Source organism: Microbacterium enclense, assembly GCA_038182865.1.
In the GTDB taxonomy this organism is placed as follows: domain Bacteria; phylum Actinomycetota; class Actinomycetes; order Actinomycetales; family Microbacteriaceae; genus Microbacterium; species Microbacterium enclense_B.
This window is the reverse complement of record CP116226.1, coordinates 927,585-948,676: the sequence shown is the minus strand read 5'-3', so window position 1 is coordinate 948,676 and position 21,092 is coordinate 927,585. Positions and strand designations below refer to the sequence as shown.

Sequence of the window (21,092 nt, the reverse complement as noted above, 5' to 3'; positions counted from 1 at the left end):
GAGCACCATGACCACCCGACGCAGTACCTTCGTGGCGGCTCTCGCCGTGACCGCCGCCCTCGCCCTCTCGGCGTGCGCGAACACCGCCGCCGCCCCCGGTGACGACGCGGCATCCGCGACCCCCGTCCAGGGGGGCGACCTCACGTTCGCCATCGCGAACGACCCGATCTCGCTCAACCCCTCGAGCACCGGCTCGGGCAACGACACCCTCTACGTGACCCGGCAACTGGTCGACTCCCTGCTGTACCAGAACCCCGAGACGGGCGCCCTCGACCCGTGGCTCGCGACCTCGTACACCGCGAACGCGGACGCGACGGAGTTCACCTTCACGCTCCGTGACGACGTCACCTTCTCCGACGGCACGCCCTTCACCGCCGCGAACGTCAAGGCGACCTTCGACGACATCGTCGCCGCGGGGGCGCTCAGCCAGGCCGTCAGCAACTTCGTGGGGTACGCCGGCACCGATGTGGTCGACGAGCACACCGCCCGCGTGCGCTTCTCGAGCCCGAACGCGGCCTTCCCCAACTCGACCGCCGCGGTGGCCCTCGGCATCGTCGGCGACGCCACCCTCGCCGTCCCCTACGACCAGCGCGCCGACGGCACAGCGGTGGTCGGCACAGGCCCGTTCGTGTTGACGTCCTACACGAAGGACACGGCGACGGTGCTGACGGCTCGCGACGACTACGCCTGGGGCCCCGCAGCTCTCGGCAACGACGGCCGCGCCCGCCTCGACACCGTCACGTTCCAGATCGTCCCCGAGGCGAGCGTGCGCACCGGCAGCCTGACCTCCGACCAGGTCGACGTCGCCGGCAGTGTGCAGCCCAATGACGTGGCCTCGCTCGAGCAGGCCGGCTACCCGCTCGTGTCGCGGGGCAACCCGGGCATCACCTTCGGACTGTCGTTCAACCTCTCGCACCCGGTCGTCGCCGATCTCGCCGTCCGTCAGGCGATCGCGGCGGCCGTCGATGCGCAGACCGTGCGCGACACCGCCCTGAACGACTACTTCGCCGTCGCCACGAGCGCGCTCGCCGCGACCACTCCGGGATACGCCGACGAGAGCGCCGCGTTCGGGTACGACCCCGATCGCGCTGCGGCGCTGCTGGACGGTGCCGGGTGGAAGAGCGGAGCCGACGGCATCCGCGAGAAGGACGGCCAGAAGCTTCACCTGAAGCTGTGGTGGATCACCAACTTCGGACCCAACCAGACGTCGCTCGAGCTCATCCAGCAGCAGCTCAAGGCCGTGGGCGTCGATATCCAGCTGCAGAGCGGTCCGGTGCCCGACTTCCTCGAGGCGCAGAAGAACGGCGACTTCGACCTCGTGTGGGGGAACCTCTCCCGCGCCGACGGTGACGCGCTCCGCACGACCTTCTCGAAGGCCACGACCCGCTATCGCATCGACGACCCGACGCTGGAGGCGCTGCTGCAGGAGCAGTTGTCGTCGAGCGATCCCGCGGCCCGCGACGCGGTGCTCGCCGAGGCGCAGGCGCGCATCGCGAGCCAGGTGTACCAGATCCCGGTGCACGAGCTCACCTCGATCCTCGGGACGCGAGACGCGGTGCACGCCGTGACGCTCGGCGCCGACTCGCGCCTGGACTCGCTCGTGGCCGCCTGGAAGAACGACTGATCGCTACACCGACCTACGAAGGAGCAGTTCATGAGCACCCCACACCCCTTTTCCCTCGGCGTCGCCCTCGACGGCGCGGGGTGGCACCCCTCCGCGTGGCGCGAGCCCTCTTCGCACCCGGCCGACCTCTTCACGGCCGCCTACTGGGTCGATCTCGTCGCGACCGCCGAACGGGCGACGCTCGACTTCGCCACGATCGAGGACTCGCTCGCGCTGCAGTCCGAGCGATTCCTCGTCGGTGATGAGCGCACCGACGAGGTGCGCGGACGCCTCGACGCGGTGCTCATCGCCTCGCGCGTGGCGCCTTCGACCTCGCGCATCGGCCTCATCCCGGTCGCGACCGTGACCCACACCGAGCCGTTCCACGTGTCGAAGGCCATCGCCACGCTCGACTACGTCAGCGAGGGGCGCGCGGGGGTCCAGGTGAAGGTCTCGGCGCGCGCCGACGAAGCGGCCCACGTGGGCCGACGGGCGCACCCGGGTGATGTCCTGGTCGACGACCCGGCGTTCCGCGCGTTCGTCGACGACGCGTTCGAGGAAGCCGCCGACGCCGTCGAGGTGATCCGCCGGCTCTGGGACAGCTGGGAGGACGACGCGGAGATCCGCGATGCCGCGACCGACCGTTTCCTGGATGCCGACAAGGTGCACGCCATCGACTTCGAGGGCCGCTTCTTCTCGGTGCGCGGACCCTCCATCACCCCACGTCCACCGCAGGGGCAGCCGGTCGTCGCCGCCCTGGCGCACGCCGCGGTGCCGTATCGGCTGGCCGCGCGCGCCGCCGACGTCGTCTTCGTCACGCCTGCGGACGCCGTGCACGCACGGGCGATCCTCGACGAGGTGCGCGAGGCGGAGCGCGTGGTCGCTCGCGAGGGCGAGCCGCTGCGCGTCATCGCCGATCTCGTCGTGCTGATCGACACCCCCGGCGGCGAGACGGGACCCGACCGCCTCGCACGCCTCGACGCCCTCGGCCGGCCGCTCGCCTCCGATGCGCGGATCGTCGCGGGCTCGGCATCCACCGTCGCCGACGTCGTCGACGACCTCGCCGCCGCCGGATTCGCCGGGGTGCGGCTCCGCCCGGGCGTTGCGACCGACGATCTCCCCCGTATCGCCGACGACCTCGCGCCCGAGCTGCGTCGTCGCGGTCTCATCGAGCCCACGACGCGCACGACCCTCCGCGGCCGCCTCGGCCTGCCCGAGGGCTTCCCCAGCCGCTACGCCACCCCGGTCGCCTGAGAGGACGAAACCACCATGACCACGCGCAAGCAGATCATCCTCGCCGCCTACGTGGGCGGCGTCAACGAGCACACCGCCTGGGAACACCCGGATGCCGGGAGCCAGATCGACTTCTCGACCTTCCGCCACGTCGCGCAGACCGCCGAACGCGGGCGTTTCGACTACTTCTTCCTCGCCGAGGGGCTCGCGCTCCGCGCCCGCGACGGTCGCATCTTCGACCACGACATCGCGGGACGCCCCGACACCCTGCCGGTGCTGGCTGCGATCGCCGCCGTCACCGAGCATCTCGGTCTCGTCGGCACCCTGAACGCCACGTTCAACGAGCCGTACGAACTCGCCCGCCAGATCGCCAGCCTCGATCACCTCTCGGGCGGACGTGCCGGCTGGAACGTCGTGACCTCGTTCGACGCGTACACGGGAGCGAACTTCCGTCGCGGCGGCTTCCTGCCGCACGCCGAGCGTTACGTCCGCGCCGAGGAGACCGTGGCGACCGTGCGCGAGCTCTGGGACTCGTGGGCCGCCGACGCCATCGCCGCCGACAAGGACTCCGGCGTCTTCCTCCGCGACGGTCGGGCGGGGGAGTTCTCCCACCACGGCAGTCAGTTCGACATCGAGGGCCGCTTCACCGTGCCCCGGAGTCCGCAGGGCCGCCCCGTCATCGTGCAGGCCGGGGTGTCTCCGCAGGGCCGAGACTTCGCGGCATCCACCGCTGACGTCATCTTCTCGCCGTACTCGAAGCTCGCCGAGGGCAAGGCGTTCTCGGCCGACATCGCCGAGCGGGCCGTGAAGTTCGGGCGCGACCCCGAGCACGTGAAGATCCTTCCGTCGGCCGGGTTCGTGCTCGGCGATACCCGCGAAGAGGCGGAGGAGAAGGCGCGGCACATCCTCGAGCAGCAGCTCAGCGACCGCACGATCCAGGTGACCTTCGAGCAGGTGTGGAATCGCGACCTCTCGGGCTACGACCTCGACGGACCCGTGCCCGACATCGATCCCGACCCCGAGGCCCCGACCTTCATCCAGGGGCGCGCGTTCATCTTCCAGGATCGTTTCCAGACCGTGCGCACGTGGCGCGAGCTCGCCGAGCAGCGCGGTCTCACTCTCCGCGGCCTCGCGCACGAGGTCGCCCGCGGCCCGGGCTACGTCGGCACGCCCGAGCAGGTCGCCGACCAGCTCGACACCTTCGTGCAGGAGGGCGGCGCCGACGGCGTCGTGCTCGGCTCGCACGTCGTGCCGTCGGGCCTCGACGAGTTCGTCGACCGCGTGGTTCCCCTGCTGCAGGAGCGCGGATCGCTGCGTACCGAGTACTCCGGTTCCACGCTGCGCGACAATCTGGGCCTCCCCCTGCCGGATGCCGCGACCCACCTGGCTTCGACCCACTGAGGCGGCGGACCATGAGCATCGCGACGACCCCCACCCTCGACCGCGCGCAGTTCGCCCGCGACTGGGAGGACTGGCATCGCGCACACGAGAAGCGGCGCGCCGACCCGCACGGCTTCCTCGCGGTGACGGCGCTGTTCTGGCTCCCGGAGGCGGAGCAGCCCTTCCCGGGCATCCCCGGTCGGTGGCGGACCTCTGACGACGGCCCGGTCGTCGAGCTCGCGACGGGCGAGTCTCTCCGTGTCGAGGGCGCCGAGGTCTCGGGCCGCCACGCGTTCGGGCCCATCCCCGAGCGCGGGGGAGTGACCGTCGGGTTCGACGGGGGCGTGATCGAGGTGGCGCGCCGCGGGGGCCGCGACATCCTCCGCCCCCGTCGGCCCGATTTCCCCTTCCTCCGGTCGTACGCGGGTACGCCCACGTACGTCCCCAACCCGCGGTGGCGGGTGGAGGCGCGGTTCACCCGCTACGCCACACCCCGGTCCCACGAGGTGGGAGCCGCGGTCGACGGTCTCTCGCACGTGTACGAGTCGCCCGGGTACCTCGAGTTCGAGCTGCGGGGCGAGACCTTCCGTCTCGTCGCTTTCCCGGGGCACGTGCCCGGCACGCTGAACGTCCTGTTCACCGACGCCACGAGCGGCCTCACGACCTACGCCGCGAACAGGTCGCTGTCGGTGGCGGAACCGGATGCCGAGGGCCGGACGGTCGTGGACTTCAACCGCGCCGTCAACCTCCCGTGCGCCTACACCGACTTCGCGACCTGCCCGCTGCCACCGGTCGAGAACCGGCTGCCGATCGGCATCGAGGCGGGGGAGAAGACGCCTCTCGCCCGGGCGCACGGCGTCGTCACCGAGAACGGCCTCGAGCCCGAGGGGGCCGCAGCATGAGGTTCCAGCTGCTCGACATCATCCCGTTCTACGCCAACCCGCTCACCGGCGAACAGGTCAGTCCGGCCGATCGCTTCGCGGAGACGGTCGAGGCGGCCGTCCGTGCCGAGGAGCTCGGGTTCGATGCGGTGAGCGTCGGCGAACGCCACGCGGGGCGGTTCCTGTCGTCCTCCCCCACCGTGGTGCTCGGTGCGATCGCGGCGCGGACGTCACGCGTGCGTCTGAACTCGGGAGTCACGGTGCTCTCGGTGCTCGATCCCGTCCGTGTGGCGGAGGACTACGCCACCATCGACCAGCTCTCGCGCGGCCGCGTCGAGCTGACGATCGGCAAGGGCAACGAAGTCGCACAGTTCCCGCTGTTCGGGCTCGAGATCGACGACCAGTGGGAGCTGCTCGCCGAGAAGTACGAGCTGCTCCGGGCGCTCTGGCGCACCGAGAACCTCGACTGGCCGGGCGGGGAGTTCACTCGAGAGCTGCGGGCGACCACGACTCTGCCCCGCCCGTTCGATGGGCCACCGCGCGTGTGGCACGGCTCGGCCACGACGCTGTTCTCGGCCGCGCTCGCCGCGCGCCACGGCGATCCGCTCTTCAGCGCCAACGCGATCCAGCCGCTGCAGAACTACGGCGTGCTCGTCGACCACTACCGCGACGAGTACGCTCGCCACGGTCACGACCCCCGCACCGCGTACGTCGGTGCCGGTGCCGGCGCGCTGTTCCTGGCCGACACGAGTCAGGATGCGGTCGCGCAGTACGGTCCCGTGTACGAGGCGATCGTCGCCGCGACCAACGTCCCCGGCAACAACACCCCGTTCCGCGACATCCATCACGCCGTCGCCGAAGGCCCCGCCCTCGTGGGCACCGCACAGCAGATCATCGACAAGATCGCGACCTTCCACGGACGGCTCGGCCACGACCTGCAGTCGATCAGTCTGCCGACGACGGTGCCCTTCGCACAGCAGCTCGACATCCTCGAGCGTTTCGCGACGGAGGTCATCCCGGTGCTGCGCCGTGAGCTGCCGACGACGCTGTGGACGGGTGCCGATCCGGCGGGGTCGCGACCGGAGGCTGCGGCATCCGGAGCGGTGTCCTTCTCGTCTTACGGTGCGGTCGCTGAGTCGGGAGACGGGGCCGGCATCACGCCGTTGGTGGGCGCGGCGTCCTGAGCGGGTGACCGGTGCGTGGTCGCGAGACGCGAGACTCCATCGGCGTCGCTGACCACGAGCGCGATCTCCTCGGGACGCCACCCGAACTCGTACGCGAGGGGAGTGGTGAGCGCAGCCAGGCCCGCGGGGAGGGAGGTGGCGACCCCGTACCGGACGTCGACCGATGTGGGGTCGCGGTCCCGAGCCGCGGTGCGGAGCTCGTCCACGAGCTCTCGGGCGCGTCCGGGACCGTACGCCGCAGAGACGAGATCCAGATCGGCGACCGTCAGGGTGGTCAAGCTGCGCGACCGCCTCCGCGAGGCCCGTGCCGCGGGCACGATGACCAGAACGATGGCGACCGAGGCGAGCAGCTGCGTGGCCACGGCGGCGAGAAGCGACGGAGCGAAGCTGAACAGCGCCTGGCTCAGCGCGGTGTCGGGGCCCCACACCGTCAGCGTCAGCGCGCGGGCGGCGCAGTAGACGGCGTAGAACCCCATGGCCACGACGAGGAGGCCCGCGGGGAGGGCCGGCAACGCGCCGTTGTGAACGGTGAGCACCGCGCACGCCCCGCACAGCAGAGCGAGCGTCCACAGCAGCACGATCAGTGCCACCGGCGCGGACAGGAGGGCGCAGCCCAGGGCGACGATGACCCCCGCGGTCGCTGTCGCGGCGGCGGCGCAATGAGCTCGACGTTCTCGCACCATCGACACGGCGACGCACATGAGCCCGGCGGCGAGGACCAATGCGGTGGCGGGCGCCACCCCCACGCCCTGGCCGCCGTCGTAGGAGGAGCAGATCACGTACATGACGCCGGCCCCGGACGACATCGCCGCGGATGCCGCGACGACACGAAGGAAGCCGATCCGCGCATCGAACGCACGGCGCTGCGTGAAGGATGCCCCGATGATGACGACCATCGCGGCGAGGGACGTCACGACGACTCCGAGGGACAGCAGCAGCATGACACCCCTTCTGCGGTGACGCGGGTGACGACGGACAGGAGCGCCCCGAGACTCCCGGTGCCGTGGTCCGTTCCTTCGGAGGGCGGCTGCGGCGTGAAGCGAGGAGAAACGGTGAGGGGCCGTGGTGACGAAGGTAGGGCCCCCGCCCGAACCACGCCGCGGCTTGACTTCGCCCCGCCGTTCTGAATCGAAACGAAACGGGTGGCCGATCTGCGCGATCTCGTTGACCGAGCGGGCGTGTTGCCTGTCGTTTCGCCCGGGCGCGCCCGCTGCGCCCGCCGCGGCGATACGGGCGGCATGACGGCGGTGAGTGCTCCGTGGGCGATCGAGCGCGTCGAGTGGGATGACGAGCGCGCCGTGGGTCTGCGTGCGGCGATGGGCGACGAGATCAGCCCGATCGAGGTCTTCCCTCCCGACGTGCGGTTCCCGGCATCCCGGTGCTTCGCCACAGCCCTGCCCGCGGTCGGCTGAGCACCGCGATCGCGTCAGCCCTGCGCCGTCGTCGCCCGCTGACGACCGGAGCGCCCGGCCGCGATCGCGAGCAGGACGAGCGCCGCCACTCCCAACGCGACCGCGGTGAGCGATGAGACGTTCCCGTTCACGGTCTCATCGGTCCACACGCCCCACCGCGCCGGCGGGACGGTGAGCGGGCCACCGTCGAGCACCATCGTCACCACGGGACCGGTCAGCACCACGACCGCAGCGCCGATCAGGCAGGCGACCGCCGCGCGCACCTCGCCGCGGACGGGCAGATACCGCAGCACGGCGGTCACGGCTACGGCGATCAGAAGGCCCCATGCCGTCACCGGCAGCGCGATCGAGATGAACGCATCGGGGTGGCCGGTGGCATCCAGGATCACCCACAGCATGGCGACGAGTCCCGCCCCGTCCGCCATCACGCAGACGAGCGCACCGTGACGGCGTAGCCACCCGGGCGCGAAGGAGCGCACCGCGAGCGGTCCCCAGATGACGAGCACCCCGAACAGCACGCTCACCGCGACGACGGTGAAGAACGTCCCACCGACGGTGAACTGGATGGATGCCAACAGCAGACCCAGGGAGGCGACCGCCGCCCCGAGGGTGGTCCATCCCCCGCGGGCGGTCAGCAGGAGCGGCAATGTGGTGAGCGAGAACGCGAGCATCACGGCCGACGCGACGATCCAGAACCACGACAGCGTGTGCGAGACCGAGAGGTTCACGATGAGGCTCGTCACCAGCGCTGCGGCGTAGAGGCCGAGGGTCGTCCAGGTCAGCGTCGCATGCCAGCGACGATGCGTCCGGGCCGTCTGCGCGTCGAGCCGACTCCGGTTGTCCTCGCTGGCGACGACCAGTTCTCCCTCGCTCACCCCGAGCGCCCGGGCGAGCGGGGTCACCGTGGCGAGGTCGGGATACGAGAGGCCGCGCTCCCATTTCGAGACGGCGGATTCGGTCACGAACACGCGCGTCGCCAGCTGCTTCTGCGTCAGCCCGGCGGCGATGCGGGAGGACGCGACGAACTGTCCGAAGTCTGTCTTGTGGGTCTGGTTCACGTTCTTCAGGGGACCACCCCGACGCGCTCCGCACCAAACCGGGGCCCTCGACCATCTGGCCAGCCCGGAATCACGCGGGAGAATGAGGGTCCTGTCCGGAAGCGACGAGCGTGTCAACGCCCGAACGCGACGGGTGCGATCCGCCGTACGGTGACGACATGGCACCGAATCGACTGTGGCTCGTGCGGCACGGGGAGAGCGAGGGCAACGTCGCCGCGTCGGCGGCCGACCGGGCCGGCGCGCTCGCGATCGACCTGTCGACCCGGGACGCCGACGTTCGGCTCTCCGAGGTGGGAAGGGAGCAGGCGCGAGCGCTGAGTTCCTGGTGGAGGTCGGCGGGAGCGTCGGTCGACGAGTGCTGGGTGTCTCCGTACCTCCGTGCTCGCCAGACGTTGGCGCTCGCCCTCGACGGCGCCGCGGTGCCGGTCGTGGTCGATGAACGCCTCCGCGATCGGGAACTCGGCATCCTGGACCTTCTGACCGCCCGCGGTGTCGAAGAGCTCCATCCCGCCGAGGCGGCGCGTCGTCGCCACCTCGGGAAGTACTTCTATCGCCCGCCAGGCGGCGAATCCTGGGCCGATGTCTCTCTGCGTCTGCGGTCCTTCCTCTCCGACGGCCTCGCGCGGCCGGCGGAGGAGGTTCTCGTCGTGGCTCATGACGCCGTCATCATGCTCGTCCTGTCGGTGCTGCTGCCTCTCGACGAGGCCGAACTCCTCGACTTCGCGGCGAAGAACACCGTGCGAAACGCGTCGGTGACCGAGCTCGTGCGCACCCGGACCGGCTGGGAACTGAAGACCTTCTCGTCCGTCGATCACCTCGCCCGCGAGGGAGCCGACATCACGGTCCACTCGGGAGACGACGATGCCCCGCGGCCCTGAACAGGTCACCCTGGCCCTTCTGCGGGAGTGGGGACTGCCCGATCCGACCGGCTCGAAGAAGTCCCGAGGCCAGGTCGTGGTCGTCGGGGGCTCGCCACGGTCGCCCGGTGCGGTGCTGCTGTGCGCCGAAGCCGCCCTGCGGGTGGGGGCAGGCCGGGTGGGCCTCGCCGTCCCGGCGGACATCGCACCCCACCTGGGTCCGGCGATGCCCGAAGCGGGCGTGTACGTCCTGCCCGCGGGATCGCAGTCGCTCGACGACGCCCTGCGGTCGGGGATCGAGTCCGCCGACGCGGTGCTCCTCGGGCCGGGCTTCGACGATCCGGATGCCACGCACGCCGCGCTCACCGCGGTCGCCGAGGCCGATGTGCGCCGGCTCGTGCTCGACGCGTTCGCCCTCGGCATCCTGCCCGATGTGGACCGTGACACGCTCCCCGCCGACCTCATCATCAACGCGAACGAGGAGGAGGCGGCTCTGCTGCTCGGACAGGAGCTGGGCGAGGATCGCGTCGCGGACATCGCCGAGATCGCTCGTACCTATACGGCGGTCGTGCACTGCTTCGGAACCGTGGCCGCGCCCGACGGGCGGTGCTGGCAGGCCGAGCCGGGAGGCTCCGGGCTGGGCACCGCGGGAAGCGGGGATGTGCTGGCCGGCACGATCACGGGGTTCGCCGCCCTCGGCATGGAGCCCGAACGCGCGGCCGTCTGGGGAGGGTGGACGCACGCCCGCGCGGGCGACCGCCTCACCGACCGGGTCGGCATCGGCTACCTCGCGCGCGATCTGCTCACCGAGCTGACGGCGGTCGTTCACGACAGCTGACTTCCCTTGCGCTTCGACCCGCCCCGCTCCGGGCGCCGGCTCCGCCGTTCGCGCGCCGGGTCGGAAGCCGCCGGGGTGATGCGCGCACGGCGAGGATCAGGTCGGGGCCCTTCGGTGCGGCGGTGACGGCGACGCTCTCGGTCAGAGGTCGTACGCGAAGGCCCGCAGGTCGAGGAACCGCCCCGGCTCCACCTCGACGGGCTGCTCGCGGTCGGTCAGCCGCCGGAAACCGAGCTTGAGGTACAGCGCGTGCGCGCCGAGCATCTCGGACCCGCTGTTCATGACGACACGCCGCGCGCCGCGCTCGCGCGCGAGGGCGATCACGTGGCGGGTGAGGGCGGCTCCGACCCCGCGCCCGCGGGCCGCGGGCGCGACGGCCAACTGCCGGAAGTCCAGCTCTCCTTCGCGGGCCAGCGGTGACAGGCGCTCGCCCGGGCGGGGAACCCACACGGTGCCGACGATCTCGTCGCCGTCGAGGGCCACCCACACCTCGCCCTGGGCGACGCGGCCTTCCACGTCGGCGAGCGACGCGAGATAGCCATCCGTCAGACCCTCGTAGCTGGTGCGATAGGCCTCGGCGGTGACCCGGCCGGCATCGGCGTACTCGTCCGGGGCCACCGGACGGATGGTCAGGGCGTCGTCGGAGCGCGGCGGCTGGTCGGGGGCGAGCGAGGTGGTCATGGCATCCATTCGATCAGGGACGACGCGGCCCGGCCCCGCAGGACCGGGCCGCGCGCGAGGTCAGGACTTCGGCAGTCCGGGCGGGTTGATCTGCGAGGTCTCGATGCCTTCGGACTCGAGATTCCACACCTTCAACACCTCGGCGTACTTTCCATTCCGGATGAGCTCGTTGAGCGCGATCTCGACGGGTTCGATGAGGCCGTTGCCCTTCTTCGTGCCGGCCGCGATGTCGGCCTGCAGCGGCCAGCCGCCGGGGACGATGCCGACGAGCTTGGTCTCGCCCGTCTCCTTCGCCGCCCACGCCGAGGTGGCGTTGGGGCCGAAGGTGGCGTCGGCGCGACCCGACTGCAGAGCGAGCGTCGCCGCGGCGTTGTCGTCGTAGTACTGCAGCTCCGCGGGAGCCTTGCCGGCGGCGGTGAGCTCGTCGTTCCAGCTCAGCAGCACCTTCTCCTGATTGGTGCCGGAGCCGACGACCACCTTCAGGCCCGAGATGTCATCGGCCTTCTCGATGGTCGAGATCGGGCTGTCGGAGCGCACGTAGAAGCCGAGCAGGTCCTGCCGATAGCTAGCGAAGTCGTACAGCTCCTTGCGTTCCTCGGTCACGGTGACGTTCGAGGTGATGAGGTCGTACTTGCCCGACTGGATGCCGAGGGGCCAGTCCGCCCACGCCACCACGACCGGGTTGTACTCCAGGCCCAGACCCTCGGCGATGAGCGAGCCGACGTTCGGCTCCGTCCCGGCGGGAAGGGTCTCGCCGTCGGGCACGTAGCTGAGCGGCGGGACGAACGCGCCGACAGCGACGGTGAGCTTGCCCGGCTCGATCGGCTGGAAGCCGCTGGCCTTCAAGGCCGCGACCGCGTCGGGGATGGCGTCGGTGTGGACCCACTCGATCTCGCCGGTGGAGGCGGATGCCGAGGGCTCGGGGGCGGCGACCGCCTCGGCCGGACGGTTCACGCCGATCGCCACGCCGACGCCGACGACGGCGACGACCGCCGCGGCGATCACGCCGATCGCGATGCCCTGCTTCTTACTGAGTGCCATGCTGTGTCTCCTTGTGAGGGTGGGGATGCTGCGACGACGGGACGCGTCGCGGGGGTTCCGGTTCCTTCGACGGGCTCAGGGACCTGTGCTGCGCGGGTTGTGGGGGAGGTGGCGGAGCCTGTCGAAGCCACCGGGCGCGGGGCGCGTGTCGGAGCCGGGGTGTCAGCCGAGCACCTTCGCGAGGAACTCCCTGGTGCGCGGATGCTGCGGTCGGCTCAACACCTCGTCTGGCGTCCCCTGCTCGACGATGCGTCCCTGGTCGAGGAACACGACGCGATCGGCCACTTCGCGGGCGAATCCGATCTCGTGCGTGACGATCACGAGCGTCGTGCCGCTGCGCGCGAGGTCGCGGATCACGTCGAGCACTTCGCCGACGAGCTCGGGGTCGAGGGCGCTCGTCGGCTCGTCGAACAACAGCACCTGCGGCTTCAGCGCGAGTGCGCGGGCGATGGCGACGCGCTGCTGCTGGCCGCCGGAGAGCTGCCGAGGGTAGGCGTCCGCCTTCTCGGCGAGCCCGACGCGCTCGAGAAGCGCGACGGCCTGCTCGCGCGCCGCCTCCTTGGTGACGCGCTTGAGGGCGAGCGGCGCCTCGGTGATGTTCTCGAGCGCCGTCAGGTGCGGGAAGAGATGGAAGTTCTGGAACACGATGCCGACCTGCGTCCGCCGCCGCAGGATCTCGCGCTCGCGCAACTCGTGGAGCCTGCCGTGGCGCAGCTCGTAGCCGATGAACTCGCCGTCGACCGTGACCGAACCGGCATCCACGGTCTCGAGGTGGTTGATCGTGCGCAGCAGCGTCGATTTGCCCGACCCGCTCGGCCCGAGAAGAGCGACGACTTCTCCGGGCTCCACCGTCAGGTCGATGCCCGAGAGCACCTCGACGCCGTGGAACGACTTGTGGACGTTGTGGATCTCGACCAGCCCGCGGGTGGCGGTGACGGCGGTCATGCTCGGGCCCCCTTCGTCGCGGCGGTGTCGTCGGCGATGGATGCCGGGCCCCCGGCATCCGTCCCTCCCGGTGGTGCGTCGCCGAGACGCGCCCACTGCGTCCTCACCCACCGTCGTGCCCGCTGCACCGGCGTCGGGGGCAAGGCCCGCGCGGATCCCCGGGCGTAGTGCCGTTCGATGTAGTACTGCGCGATGCTCAGGATCGTCGTGATCAGGGTGTACCAGACCACGGCGACCAGCAGCAGCGGGATCACGCGGCTGTTGCGGTTGTAGATGACCTGCACGGCGTAGAACAGCTCGGGGATCGCGATGACGAACACGACCGACGCGCCCTTGACGAGGCCGATGACCTCGTTGGTGGCGTTCGGCACGATCGAGCGCATCGCCTGCGGCAGGATGATGCGGAACAGGCGGCGTGACGCCGGGATGCCGAGGGCCGCCGCCGCCTCGTGCTGGCCGGGGTCGACCGAGACGAGGCCTCCACGGATGATCTCCGCCGAGTAGGCGGCCTGATGGAGGCCGAGGCCCAGGATCGCCGCGGCGAACGCGCTGATCAGCTGGACGGTGGGGAACTCCACGATCCAGAAGTCGGTCGTGAACGGGGTGCCCAGGCCCAGGGTCGGATACAGGTAGCCGAGGTTGTACCAGACGATGATCTGCACCACGAGCGGCACGGAGCGGAAGAACCAGATGTAGCCCCACGCTGCCGAGCTCGCCAGCGGCGACGACGACAGGCGGCCGAGCGCCAGCAGCGTGCCCAGCACGAAGCCCACGATCGCCGAGATGGCGGTGAGCCCGAGGGTGTATCCGATACCGATGAGCACGGGTTCCGAGAAGAAGTACTGCGCGAACGTGCCCCACATGTAGCGGTCGTTGGTGACGAGACTCCAGGCGAACTGCGCGACGACGAACAGCAGCAGGGCACTGAGGATCCACCGCCACCAGTGGCGGGTGGGGACGACGGCGATGGTGCCGAGGTCGACCTTCTCGGCGGTCTGCGGCGAGGCGGCGGGCGCCGGCACGGTGGTGGTCATCTGACATGCTCCTCGGACTCCGGACCGGCGCGGGCCGGTGGGTGACCGAAACGCTATGTCGGGGTCGGGCGGTCGGCGAGGCGCCGTTTCACACGTCGCAACGCTCCGCCACGCCGCGCAACGCATCGCCACGCGGGGTAACACGCTGGTGGTGCGAAGCCACGGGCGCTACCCCGCCCCGACGCATGCCGAGCTCGTCGAAGGGACCGGTGCGCGGGTGCATCCGGGGGCTTCGACGAGCTCAGTCACCTCGTGCTGAGAGCCGGCTCACGCCTCGCGCAGCACCCGCGCGGTCACCCGCGTGCCGAAGTACAGGGCCTCGACCGGAACGCATTCGTCGGCCGCGTGGAACTGCCCGAACACGTCGAAATCGGCGGGCACGCGCAGGGGCACGAAGCCGTAGCCGCGGATGCCGAGCGCGGAGAGATGCTTGTTGTCGGTGCTGGCCGGGAGAAGGTACGGCACCACGGTCCCGTCAGGATCCTCGGCGGTCACGGCATCCTGGAGTACACCCACCAGCGGTGCGTCGACGGGCGCCTCGATCGCCGGGACGGCCCGGTCCCACGCGATCTCGACGTCGGGGCCGACGAGGGCTTCGAGCTCGGCGCGGAGCGTCGCGTCGTCTCCCGGCAGCATGCGGATGTCGAGACGAGCGGATGCCGACGAGGGGATGACGTTCGTCTTGCCGCCCGCGTCGAGCACGGTGGGGGAGACGGTGTGGCGCCTCCCCGCGTCGAGCAGGGAGGCCGCGAATCCGAGGTCGTCGACATCGCCGCCCGCCCGCGCGTAGACGTCGAGGAACCGCTCGAGCGTCGCCGTGCGCACCTCGGGGAAGCGGTGCTCGCCGATCGCGACGACCGCCCGGGCGAGCCGCACCACGGCGTTGTCGGCGGTGGGCCGTGAGCCGTGGGCGGCGTGGCCGCGGGCCGTCAGGGTCGCGGAGGTCACGCCCTTCTCCGCGGTCGCGACGAGATACGCGCGACGGTCGCCCGGCAGGGGAAGCGAGAAGCCGCCGACCTCGCTGATCGCCTCGGTCGCACCGGCGAACAGCTCGGGACGGTTGCGGACGATCCATCGCGCGCCCCAGACGCCCCCGGCCTCCTCGTCGGCGAAGAACGCGAAGATGAGGTCGCGCCGCGGCACGATCCCCTCCCGGCGAAAGGCCCGGGCGACCGCGAGCAGCATCCCCGCGAAGTCCTTCATGTCCACAGCCCCGCGGCCGTACAGGAGGCCGTCGTGGATCTCCGCGCCGAAGGGCGGGTACGTCCAGTTCTCGACCTCGACCGGCACGACGTCGAGGTGGGCGTGGGCGACGAGGGCACCGGCATCCGGATCCGACCCCGCCAGCCGCGCGATCACGCTGGCGCGGCCCGGAACGGGTTCGACGAGGGTCGTCTCGTAGCCGACCTCCTCGAGCTGCGCCTGCACGAACAGCGCCGCGCGTGTCTCGCCGTCGCCGATGGTCGCCGCGTCGCCCGTGTTGACGCTGTCGATGCGGATCAGAGCGCGGACGAACTCGAGGGCTTCGGCCTCGAGTGCCGAGACGGCGGGCACGGGTCAGTGCTGGTGGTCGGGGCGGGCGTCCGCGCCGAGCTTGAAGGCGAGGCGCCCGTGCGCGTAGCCACCGCCGGCCCGGATGGCGGTGGCGACCCACGCCGCCTCGGCGAGCTCGGCCTCGGTGGCCCCGGCCTTCACGGCGTTCTGCGAGTGCCCGTCGATGCAGTACACGCACTGCGTGGTGATCCCCACGGCCAGGGCGATGAGCTCGCGGTACTTCAGCGGGATCGCGCGTCCCTCTTCGGCGAACACGGCCTGATCGAAAGCGGCGAACGCGGCGAGGATGTCGGGCGTCTCGGCCTTGTAGACCTTCGTGTAGGTCTTGTCGGCGGTGCGGTCGAAGTACTCGGACATGTGCTCTCCAGGTCGAAAACGGCGGACGGATGCCTCGCCCCACCGTAACCACCGGCCTCCGGCGTGCGGCGGTGGGCGTCACGCGCGGTCACACGCGTGCGGGCGGCGCCCCGACCCGGGCGAAACTCCTGAGAAATCGGGGCGTGGCGGCTCCCCGGGGTGCGGCAGGGGGCGGTGGCCCCGGAATCTCAGGAGTTTCGCCCACACCAGAGGGCGCACGCGTCCACGCCGACGGCCGGACCGGCTCAGTGCATGACCATCCCGCCGGTGACGTTGATCGCCTGCCCCGTCAGGTAGCCTCCCGCGGGCGAGGCGAGGAAGTGGGTGACGCCGGCGACGTCCTCGGGGATGCCGAGCCGACCCAGGGGGGACTTCGCGCTCCACGCGGCGACGTCGGCCTCCGAACGGGTGTCGGCGCCCATCTCGGTGAGCACGTAGCCGGGGCACACCGCGTTGACGGTGACACCGTGGCATCCCCATTCCTGCGCGCCCGCGCGCGTCAGTGCGACGACCGCGGCCTTCGACGCGGCGTAGTGTCCCTCGCCCCCGCCGCCCTGTTTCGCGGCCATGCTGGCGATGTTGATGATCGTGCCGCTGCGGGCGTCGAGCATCGCGGGTGCGGCCGCCTGCATCGTGACGAGGGTCGCGCGGGCATTGATGTCGAGCACCCGGTCCCAGTCGTCGACGGTGATGTCGAGCAGGGGGACATGCTGGAAGATCCCCGCGCAGTTGACGAGCACATCGACGCCGCCGAGCGTCTCGATCGCCTCGCCGACCGCACGGCGGGTGTCGATCGGGTCACGCAGGTCGACGGCGACGAAAGCGGATGCCGATTGCTCCGCCGGCGCGCGCCGATCCAGCACCACGACCCGGGCGCCGTCGGCGAGGAAGCGGTCGACGATGGCGGCACCGATGCCGCCGGACCCTCCGGTGACGATGACGCGCTGAGACATGGGACTCCTCTCCTGAGGGCCGCGGCGCCCCTCGGCGTCACCGTACGCGGCGACCCGCTCGCGCCCGCGACGGCGCTGTTTCGGCGGCGTAACGGGCAGGCGGCGCTCTTGCGGGCGGGGCAGCGGCGGCACGCGGTTCGCGCGAGACGCGCGCCGGCGTGAGCACGCGGTGCGCCCCGCTGCGACCGTCCTCGTCACACCAGCGCCGCCCACACCTCCGCCGCGTCGATCTCGATCCGTGCGTCCGTGCCGCGGGTCCGCCACGCGTCGCGGTCGAACACGTACGCTCGCTCGACCTCGAAGGAGTAGAGCCGCTTGGTCGGAACGGCCAGCACGGCGGCCACGTCCTCGTCGAGCTCCGCGGCGGGGCCGGCGTCGCGCGGAAGCCGGGTCGAGAGCACGTTCCGCACCGCCGCGGCGTCGGCATCCACCTCCCGCGCGCAGAACGCGAGCTGCACGCCGTCCGCGTCGGCGAGCGCGGCCGACGAGTCGAACACGACCCCGGATGCCACTCCCGAGGCCGCGATCGCCCGGGCGTGCCGCGACGAGCGGTCGGACTCGACGTACATCCCGCGCGGAAGGAGCCGGTACTGCGCGGCCGCGGTCCAGGGACCCTCGGCATCCGCGGTCCCGATGACGACGAAGCGCTGCGCCGCGAGGATCGCGGCCGCGCGCTGTACCGGCGAGTGCATGCCCCCAGCGTGCGGGGGTCGCGAGACGCCGGTGTTTCCGCGGCGTAACGCTTCGGCGCCCCGGTCGGGCGGTCGGCATCCGAGGTCCTACGCTCGGGGCATCGTCACGCAGCCTGCGTCTGGCCGCGCCCGCCCGAGGAGCTTCCGATCGACATCGTCCACCCGGCCATCACCGATCCCCACGTCCGCGCGCACCTCGCGCGTCTCGCCGCGCGAGCGGGAACGATCCCGTCCGGAGCCACCGATGCCGACGGTGACGACACAGCGCGTATCGCCGAGCTGCGGGCGAACCCCTCGTGGGTCCGGCTTCCCGACGATGAGGTCGTCGAATCGATCGACACGGATGCCGACGGCCTCGCGCTCCGCCTCTACCGGCCCCGCGCCGCACACCGGGGGACCCTCGTCTTCGCCCACGGCGGCGGATGGGTCGCGGGCCATCTCGACAACAACGACGCCCTGTGTCGCGCGCTCGCCGCTGCGACCGGAGCCCAGGTGCTCAGCGTCGACTACCGTCTCGCGCCGGAGCATCCGTTCCCGGCGGGACTCGACGATCTCGAGCGCGCCTTCCGTTTCGCGGCCGGGGGAGCCGGCGGGCTGGTCGATCCCGCGCTCCTCGGCGTTGCGGGCCACAGCGCCGGGGGCAACCTCGCCGCCGCCCTCGCCCTGCGTTCGCGGGAGGGCCGGGTTCCCGGCATCCGGTGTCAGGTGCTGCTCTGCCCCGTGCTCGATGCCCCCGACCTCGACCGCCCGAGCTATCGCGCGCACACCGAGAATCTGCCGCTGACCGCGAAGGGCATGCAGTGGTACTGGGGGTTGTACGTGCAGGATGCCGGAGACCCTGCGCCACATCCCGAGCGCGGCGGCGCGGGAGGTCCGGTGCCCGCCGGAGCCGTCGCCGCCGTTCCCGTCGAGGCCGCGCCGCTGCGCGCCCCCGATCTCGCCGGCTCGGCACCCGCGGTGGTCGTGGCGGCGAGCGTCGACCCGCTGTCGGACGAGGCGGAGGAGTACGCCGCGCGGCTCGCGGCATCCGGGGTCCCCGTCGAGTTCGTCCGTCGAGAGGGCGTCCCGCACCTGTTCCTGGTCTTCCCCTCGACGCCCGCTCGCGACGAGGTGCTGGCCGCGATCGCCCCCGCCGTGCGTCGCGCGTTCGCCTAGCGCCCGGCCCGGCGCCCGCTGCCGTCCGTCCTGTCCGTCCGGGCGGGTGCGACGTTGAGCGTCCGAAACACCCGGACGCCGCAGAAATCTGTCCGGGTGTTCTGGACACTCACGCCGCCGTGAGCGCTGGAGGCGACCATGGCACGGCGTCGCTTCGTCGAGTGTCCAGGAAACGCCGTCACGGCCCCGCGCACAACGGCGTTTCCTGGCCGCTCGACTCCACGCACCGCAGGAACCTGCGCGGCACGCGCGCCGTCCGCAAACAACCCGGCACCCGCCTGGAACACCGCGGAAACACGCAATTGTTACCGTGATCAACATGTCGCTTCTGGTCATCAACGCACGGCTCATCACGGTTCCCGCGGGCACCGACGACCCCGGCTACATCGAGCGCGGGTACATGCTCGTTCGCGACGGCCGCATCGCCGCGATCGGTGCGGGCGACCCCGATCCGGGCGTCACCGCCGACGAGATCCTCGACGTCGACGGCAAGTTCGTCGCGCCCGGCTTCGTCTCCTCGCACAGCCACCTCTTCACGAGCGGCTCGCGCGGTCTCGGCGTCGACCAGACGCTCTACGGCTGGTGCACCTCGATGTTCAGCGTGCTCAACAACGCCTCACCCGACCAGATCTACTGGGCGACCCTGCACGGCTCGCTCGACTTCCTCGCCAACGGCGTGACCACGGCCTACAACTTCACCGACCCGCTCCTGCCCTGGGAGCCGATGGTCGACGGCAAGCGCGCCGACGGCGGCGGCATCCTGCGCGACCACGCGTGGCACACCCGGCAGGCCGACGGATGCTACGACGCCGGCCTCCGCTTCGTCGACTCGATCGCGCTGGATGCCACCGTCGGCACCGACGACGAGATCTTCGCCCGGTTCGAGGCATCCCTCGACCACGTCCTCGCGATGGACCCCGACATCGCGCTCGGCGCCTCGATCATGGGTCAGGTGCAGTGGTCGACGAGACCCGACGCCGCCGAGATCGAGGTCGCCGTCATGGACCGCTTCGGGGTCACCAACCAGGCGCACTTCCTCGAGACGTACGAGGCGATCGAGCACCAGCAGACGAAGTTCCAGCTCTACAAGAACGCCGGAGCCCTGCGCCCGGGCATGATGTTCGGCCACTTCATCCAGACGACGCCGGAGATCATCGCGGATGCCGCGGCGGGCGGTGCCAGCATGTCGTGGCAGCCCGCGTCGAACGGGCGTTTGGCGTCGGGCATCGCCCACGTGCCGGAGATGCTCGAGCAGGGCATGAAGGTCGGCATGGGCCTCGACGACCAGGCGTGCACCGACGTCGCGGACCCGTGGCAGAACATGCGCATGGGCATGTTCATGCAGCGCGCGCGCACCCACGATCCGCTGTCGATGATGCCGGAGCGCGTGCTGCGCCTGCACACCCTCGGGGGAGCGGAGATCATGGGCGTCGACGACCGGGTCGGCAGCCTCGAGGTGGGCAAGTTCGCCGACTTCGTGGTGGTCGACCCGCGGTCGCCCGACGTGGGTCCGCTGTGGAACCCGGTGCGCAGCTACGTGCTCGCGTGCGGTCTGCGCAACCTGAAGCAGGTCTACGTCGGCGGCGCGCTCGTGAACGAGGACGGCGTCTCGACCAACCCGCTCGCGGTCGAGGCCTCCCGCGTGCTGCACGAGGAGCTGCCCGCGCTGGCGGAGGAGTTCGGCGTCATCCTCTAGCCCCGCAGCCCCGCGCGCCCGCGGCCCCCGCGCGCCCGCGGCGCTCTCACCCCCGCGACTCCGCGCAGCTTCCCTCAGACTGAGTGTCCAAAACACCCGGACGTGTCGCGGCACCTTCCCGGGTGTTTTGGACACTCACCGAACGAGGACTCGCGCTTCACAGCCCGAACTCGGCCCGCACGTCGGCGATGTCACCCAGCTCGTCGCGGAGCCGGGCGACGAGTTCCCGGCCCTCGGCGATCCACCGGTCGAGGTCGGGCACCTCCTCTTCGAGGTCCCGGTTCTGCCAGTGGTCGTTCCACGCCACGAGCCGGTCCTGCAGCTCGGACGAGAGGGGCAGGACGTCGCGCTCGAACGGGTAGTTGTCCGTGTAGTTCTCCCAGAGGGGGAGGCAGCTGATCCACTCGGGGAAGACGCGGATGAGCCGACGACCGTCTTCGAGCCGTGGCGGTGTGGTGGACGTCAGCGACCGTTCCTGCCAGCTCCAGTGCGCCAAGCGCGCTCGCTGTTCCTCGGTCTCGGGCTCCATGACAGCCAC

Annotated in this window: 21 protein-coding genes; 10 read left to right on the top strand and 11 right to left on the bottom strand. The window is 71.3% G+C overall.

The window, feature by feature from the left end:
* Window positions 1-7 precede the first annotated feature (7 nt).
* Genes PIR02_04415 through PIR02_04395 form a run of 5 tightly spaced genes read left to right on the top strand, consistent with a single transcriptional unit; the run spans window position 8 to window position 6,281 of the window.
* Window positions 8-1,624, top strand: a complete 1,617-nt coding sequence (locus PIR02_04415) for an ABC transporter substrate-binding protein (GenBank protein ID WZH37910.1) — start codon at window positions 8-10, stop codon at window positions 1,622-1,624.
* Between the two features lie 30 nt (window positions 1,625-1,654).
* On the top strand, window positions 1,655-2,857 hold the full coding sequence (locus PIR02_04410; GenBank protein ID WZH37909.1) for an LLM class flavin-dependent oxidoreductase: 1,203 nt from the start codon (window positions 1,655-1,657) through the stop codon (window positions 2,855-2,857).
* Window positions 2,858-2,872: 15 nt separating this feature from the next.
* Window positions 2,873-4,237 carry an NtaA/DmoA family FMN-dependent monooxygenase gene (locus PIR02_04405; protein WZH37908.1) on the top strand — a complete coding sequence of 455 codons (1,365 nt, stop codon included), beginning with the start codon at window positions 2,873-2,875 and terminating at the stop codon, window positions 4,235-4,237.
* An 11-nt stretch (window positions 4,238-4,248) separates the two neighbouring features.
* Window positions 4,249-5,118, top strand: a complete 870-nt coding sequence (locus PIR02_04400) for a DUF1684 domain-containing protein (protein WZH37907.1) — start codon at window positions 4,249-4,251, stop codon at window positions 5,116-5,118.
* The gene (locus tag PIR02_04395; GenBank protein ID WZH37906.1) at window positions 5,115-6,281 is read left to right on the top strand and encodes an LLM class flavin-dependent oxidoreductase; all 1,167 of its coding nucleotides are present in this window, start codon (window positions 5,115-5,117) and stop codon (window positions 6,279-6,281) included. Before PIR02_04400 ends, PIR02_04395 begins: the two co-directional genes overlap by 4 nt.
* On the opposite strand, the gene PIR02_04390 is transcribed toward PIR02_04395, so the two are convergent.
* On the bottom strand, window positions 6,215-7,222 hold the full coding sequence (locus tag PIR02_04390) for a hypothetical protein (protein ID WZH37905.1): 1,008 nt from the start codon (window positions 7,220-7,222) through the stop codon (window positions 6,215-6,217). The two genes, PIR02_04395 and PIR02_04390, sit on opposite strands and share 67 nt — an antisense overlap.
* 297 nt (window positions 7,223-7,519) lie before the next feature.
* On the opposite strand from PIR02_04390, the gene PIR02_04385 reads away from it, so the two are divergent.
* The gene (locus tag PIR02_04385; protein ID WZH37904.1) at window positions 7,520-7,693 is read left to right on the top strand and encodes a hypothetical protein; all 174 of its coding nucleotides are present in this window, start codon (window positions 7,520-7,522) and stop codon (window positions 7,691-7,693) included.
* Window positions 7,694-7,707: 14 nt separating this feature from the next.
* Here the strand turns inward: PIR02_04385 and PIR02_04380 are convergent, their stop codons facing one another.
* Window positions 7,708-8,751, bottom strand: coding sequence for a helix-turn-helix transcriptional regulator (locus tag PIR02_04380; GenBank protein ID WZH37903.1), 1,044 nt, complete (start codon window positions 8,749-8,751; stop codon window positions 7,708-7,710).
* Between the two features lie 158 nt (window positions 8,752-8,909).
* Here PIR02_04380 and PIR02_04375 point away from each other — a divergent pair, with 158 nt between their 5' ends.
* Window positions 8,910-9,629, top strand: a complete 720-nt coding sequence (locus PIR02_04375; GenBank protein ID WZH37902.1) for a histidine phosphatase family protein — start codon at window positions 8,910-8,912, stop codon at window positions 9,627-9,629.
* The gene (locus PIR02_04370; GenBank protein WZH37901.1) at window positions 9,613-10,446 is read left to right on the top strand and encodes an NAD(P)H-hydrate dehydratase; all 834 of its coding nucleotides are present in this window, start codon (window positions 9,613-9,615) and stop codon (window positions 10,444-10,446) included. Before PIR02_04375 ends, PIR02_04370 begins: the two co-directional genes overlap by 17 nt.
* Before the next feature lie 141 nt (window positions 10,447-10,587).
* Here PIR02_04370 and PIR02_04365 read toward each other — a convergent pair whose 3' ends face one another.
* From PIR02_04365 to PIR02_04330, 8 genes are all read right to left on the bottom strand, one after another.
* Window positions 10,588-11,127, bottom strand: a complete 540-nt coding sequence (locus PIR02_04365) for a GNAT family N-acetyltransferase (protein WZH37900.1) — start codon at window positions 11,125-11,127, stop codon at window positions 10,588-10,590.
* Window positions 11,128-11,187: 60 nt separating this feature from the next.
* A complete protein-coding gene (locus PIR02_04360) occupies window positions 11,188-12,168 on the bottom strand; it encodes an ABC transporter substrate-binding protein (GenBank protein ID WZH37899.1) in 981 nt (326 codons plus the stop codon).
* A gap of 162 nt (window positions 12,169-12,330) precedes the next feature.
* Window positions 12,331-13,113 (bottom strand): amino acid ABC transporter ATP-binding protein, encoded by a 783-nt coding sequence (locus PIR02_04355; protein WZH37898.1) that lies wholly within the window; start codon window positions 13,111-13,113, stop codon window positions 12,331-12,333.
* A complete protein-coding gene (locus PIR02_04350) occupies window positions 13,110-14,147 on the bottom strand; it encodes an amino acid ABC transporter permease (GenBank protein WZH37897.1) in 1,038 nt (345 codons plus the stop codon). Before PIR02_04350 ends, PIR02_04355 begins: the two co-directional genes overlap by 4 nt.
* 267 nt (window positions 14,148-14,414) lie before the next feature.
* The gene (locus tag PIR02_04345) at window positions 14,415-15,701 is read right to left on the bottom strand and encodes a M20/M25/M40 family metallo-hydrolase (GenBank protein WZH37896.1); all 1,287 of its coding nucleotides are present in this window, start codon (window positions 15,699-15,701) and stop codon (window positions 14,415-14,417) included.
* A 3-nt stretch (window positions 15,702-15,704) separates the two neighbouring features.
* Entirely contained in the window at window positions 15,705-16,058 is a 354-nt protein-coding gene (locus PIR02_04340) for a carboxymuconolactone decarboxylase family protein (protein ID WZH37895.1), read from the bottom strand.
* A 245-nt stretch (window positions 16,059-16,303) separates the two neighbouring features.
* Window positions 16,304-17,011, bottom strand: coding sequence for an SDR family oxidoreductase (locus PIR02_04335; GenBank protein WZH37894.1), 708 nt, complete (start codon window positions 17,009-17,011; stop codon window positions 16,304-16,306).
* A gap of 194 nt (window positions 17,012-17,205) precedes the next feature.
* Window positions 17,206-17,703, bottom strand: a complete 498-nt coding sequence (locus PIR02_04330; GenBank protein WZH37893.1) for a pyridoxamine 5'-phosphate oxidase family protein — start codon at window positions 17,701-17,703, stop codon at window positions 17,206-17,208.
* Between the two features lie 333 nt (window positions 17,704-18,036).
* Between PIR02_04330 and PIR02_04325 the strand changes: the two genes are divergently transcribed.
* Together PIR02_04325 and PIR02_04320 are read left to right on the top strand one after the other, a co-directional pair.
* The gene (locus tag PIR02_04325) at window positions 18,037-18,858 is read left to right on the top strand and encodes an alpha/beta hydrolase (protein ID WZH39079.1); all 822 of its coding nucleotides are present in this window, start codon (window positions 18,037-18,039) and stop codon (window positions 18,856-18,858) included.
* A gap of 319 nt (window positions 18,859-19,177) precedes the next feature.
* Window positions 19,178-20,554, top strand: a complete 1,377-nt coding sequence (locus PIR02_04320; GenBank protein ID WZH37892.1) for an amidohydrolase family protein — start codon at window positions 19,178-19,180, stop codon at window positions 20,552-20,554.
* Window positions 20,555-20,711: 157 nt separating this feature from the next.
* Here the strand turns inward: PIR02_04320 and PIR02_04315 are convergent, their stop codons facing one another.
* Entirely contained in the window at window positions 20,712-21,083 is a 372-nt protein-coding gene (locus PIR02_04315; protein ID WZH37891.1) for a hypothetical protein, read from the bottom strand.
* Window positions 21,084-21,092: the final 9 nt, after the last annotated feature.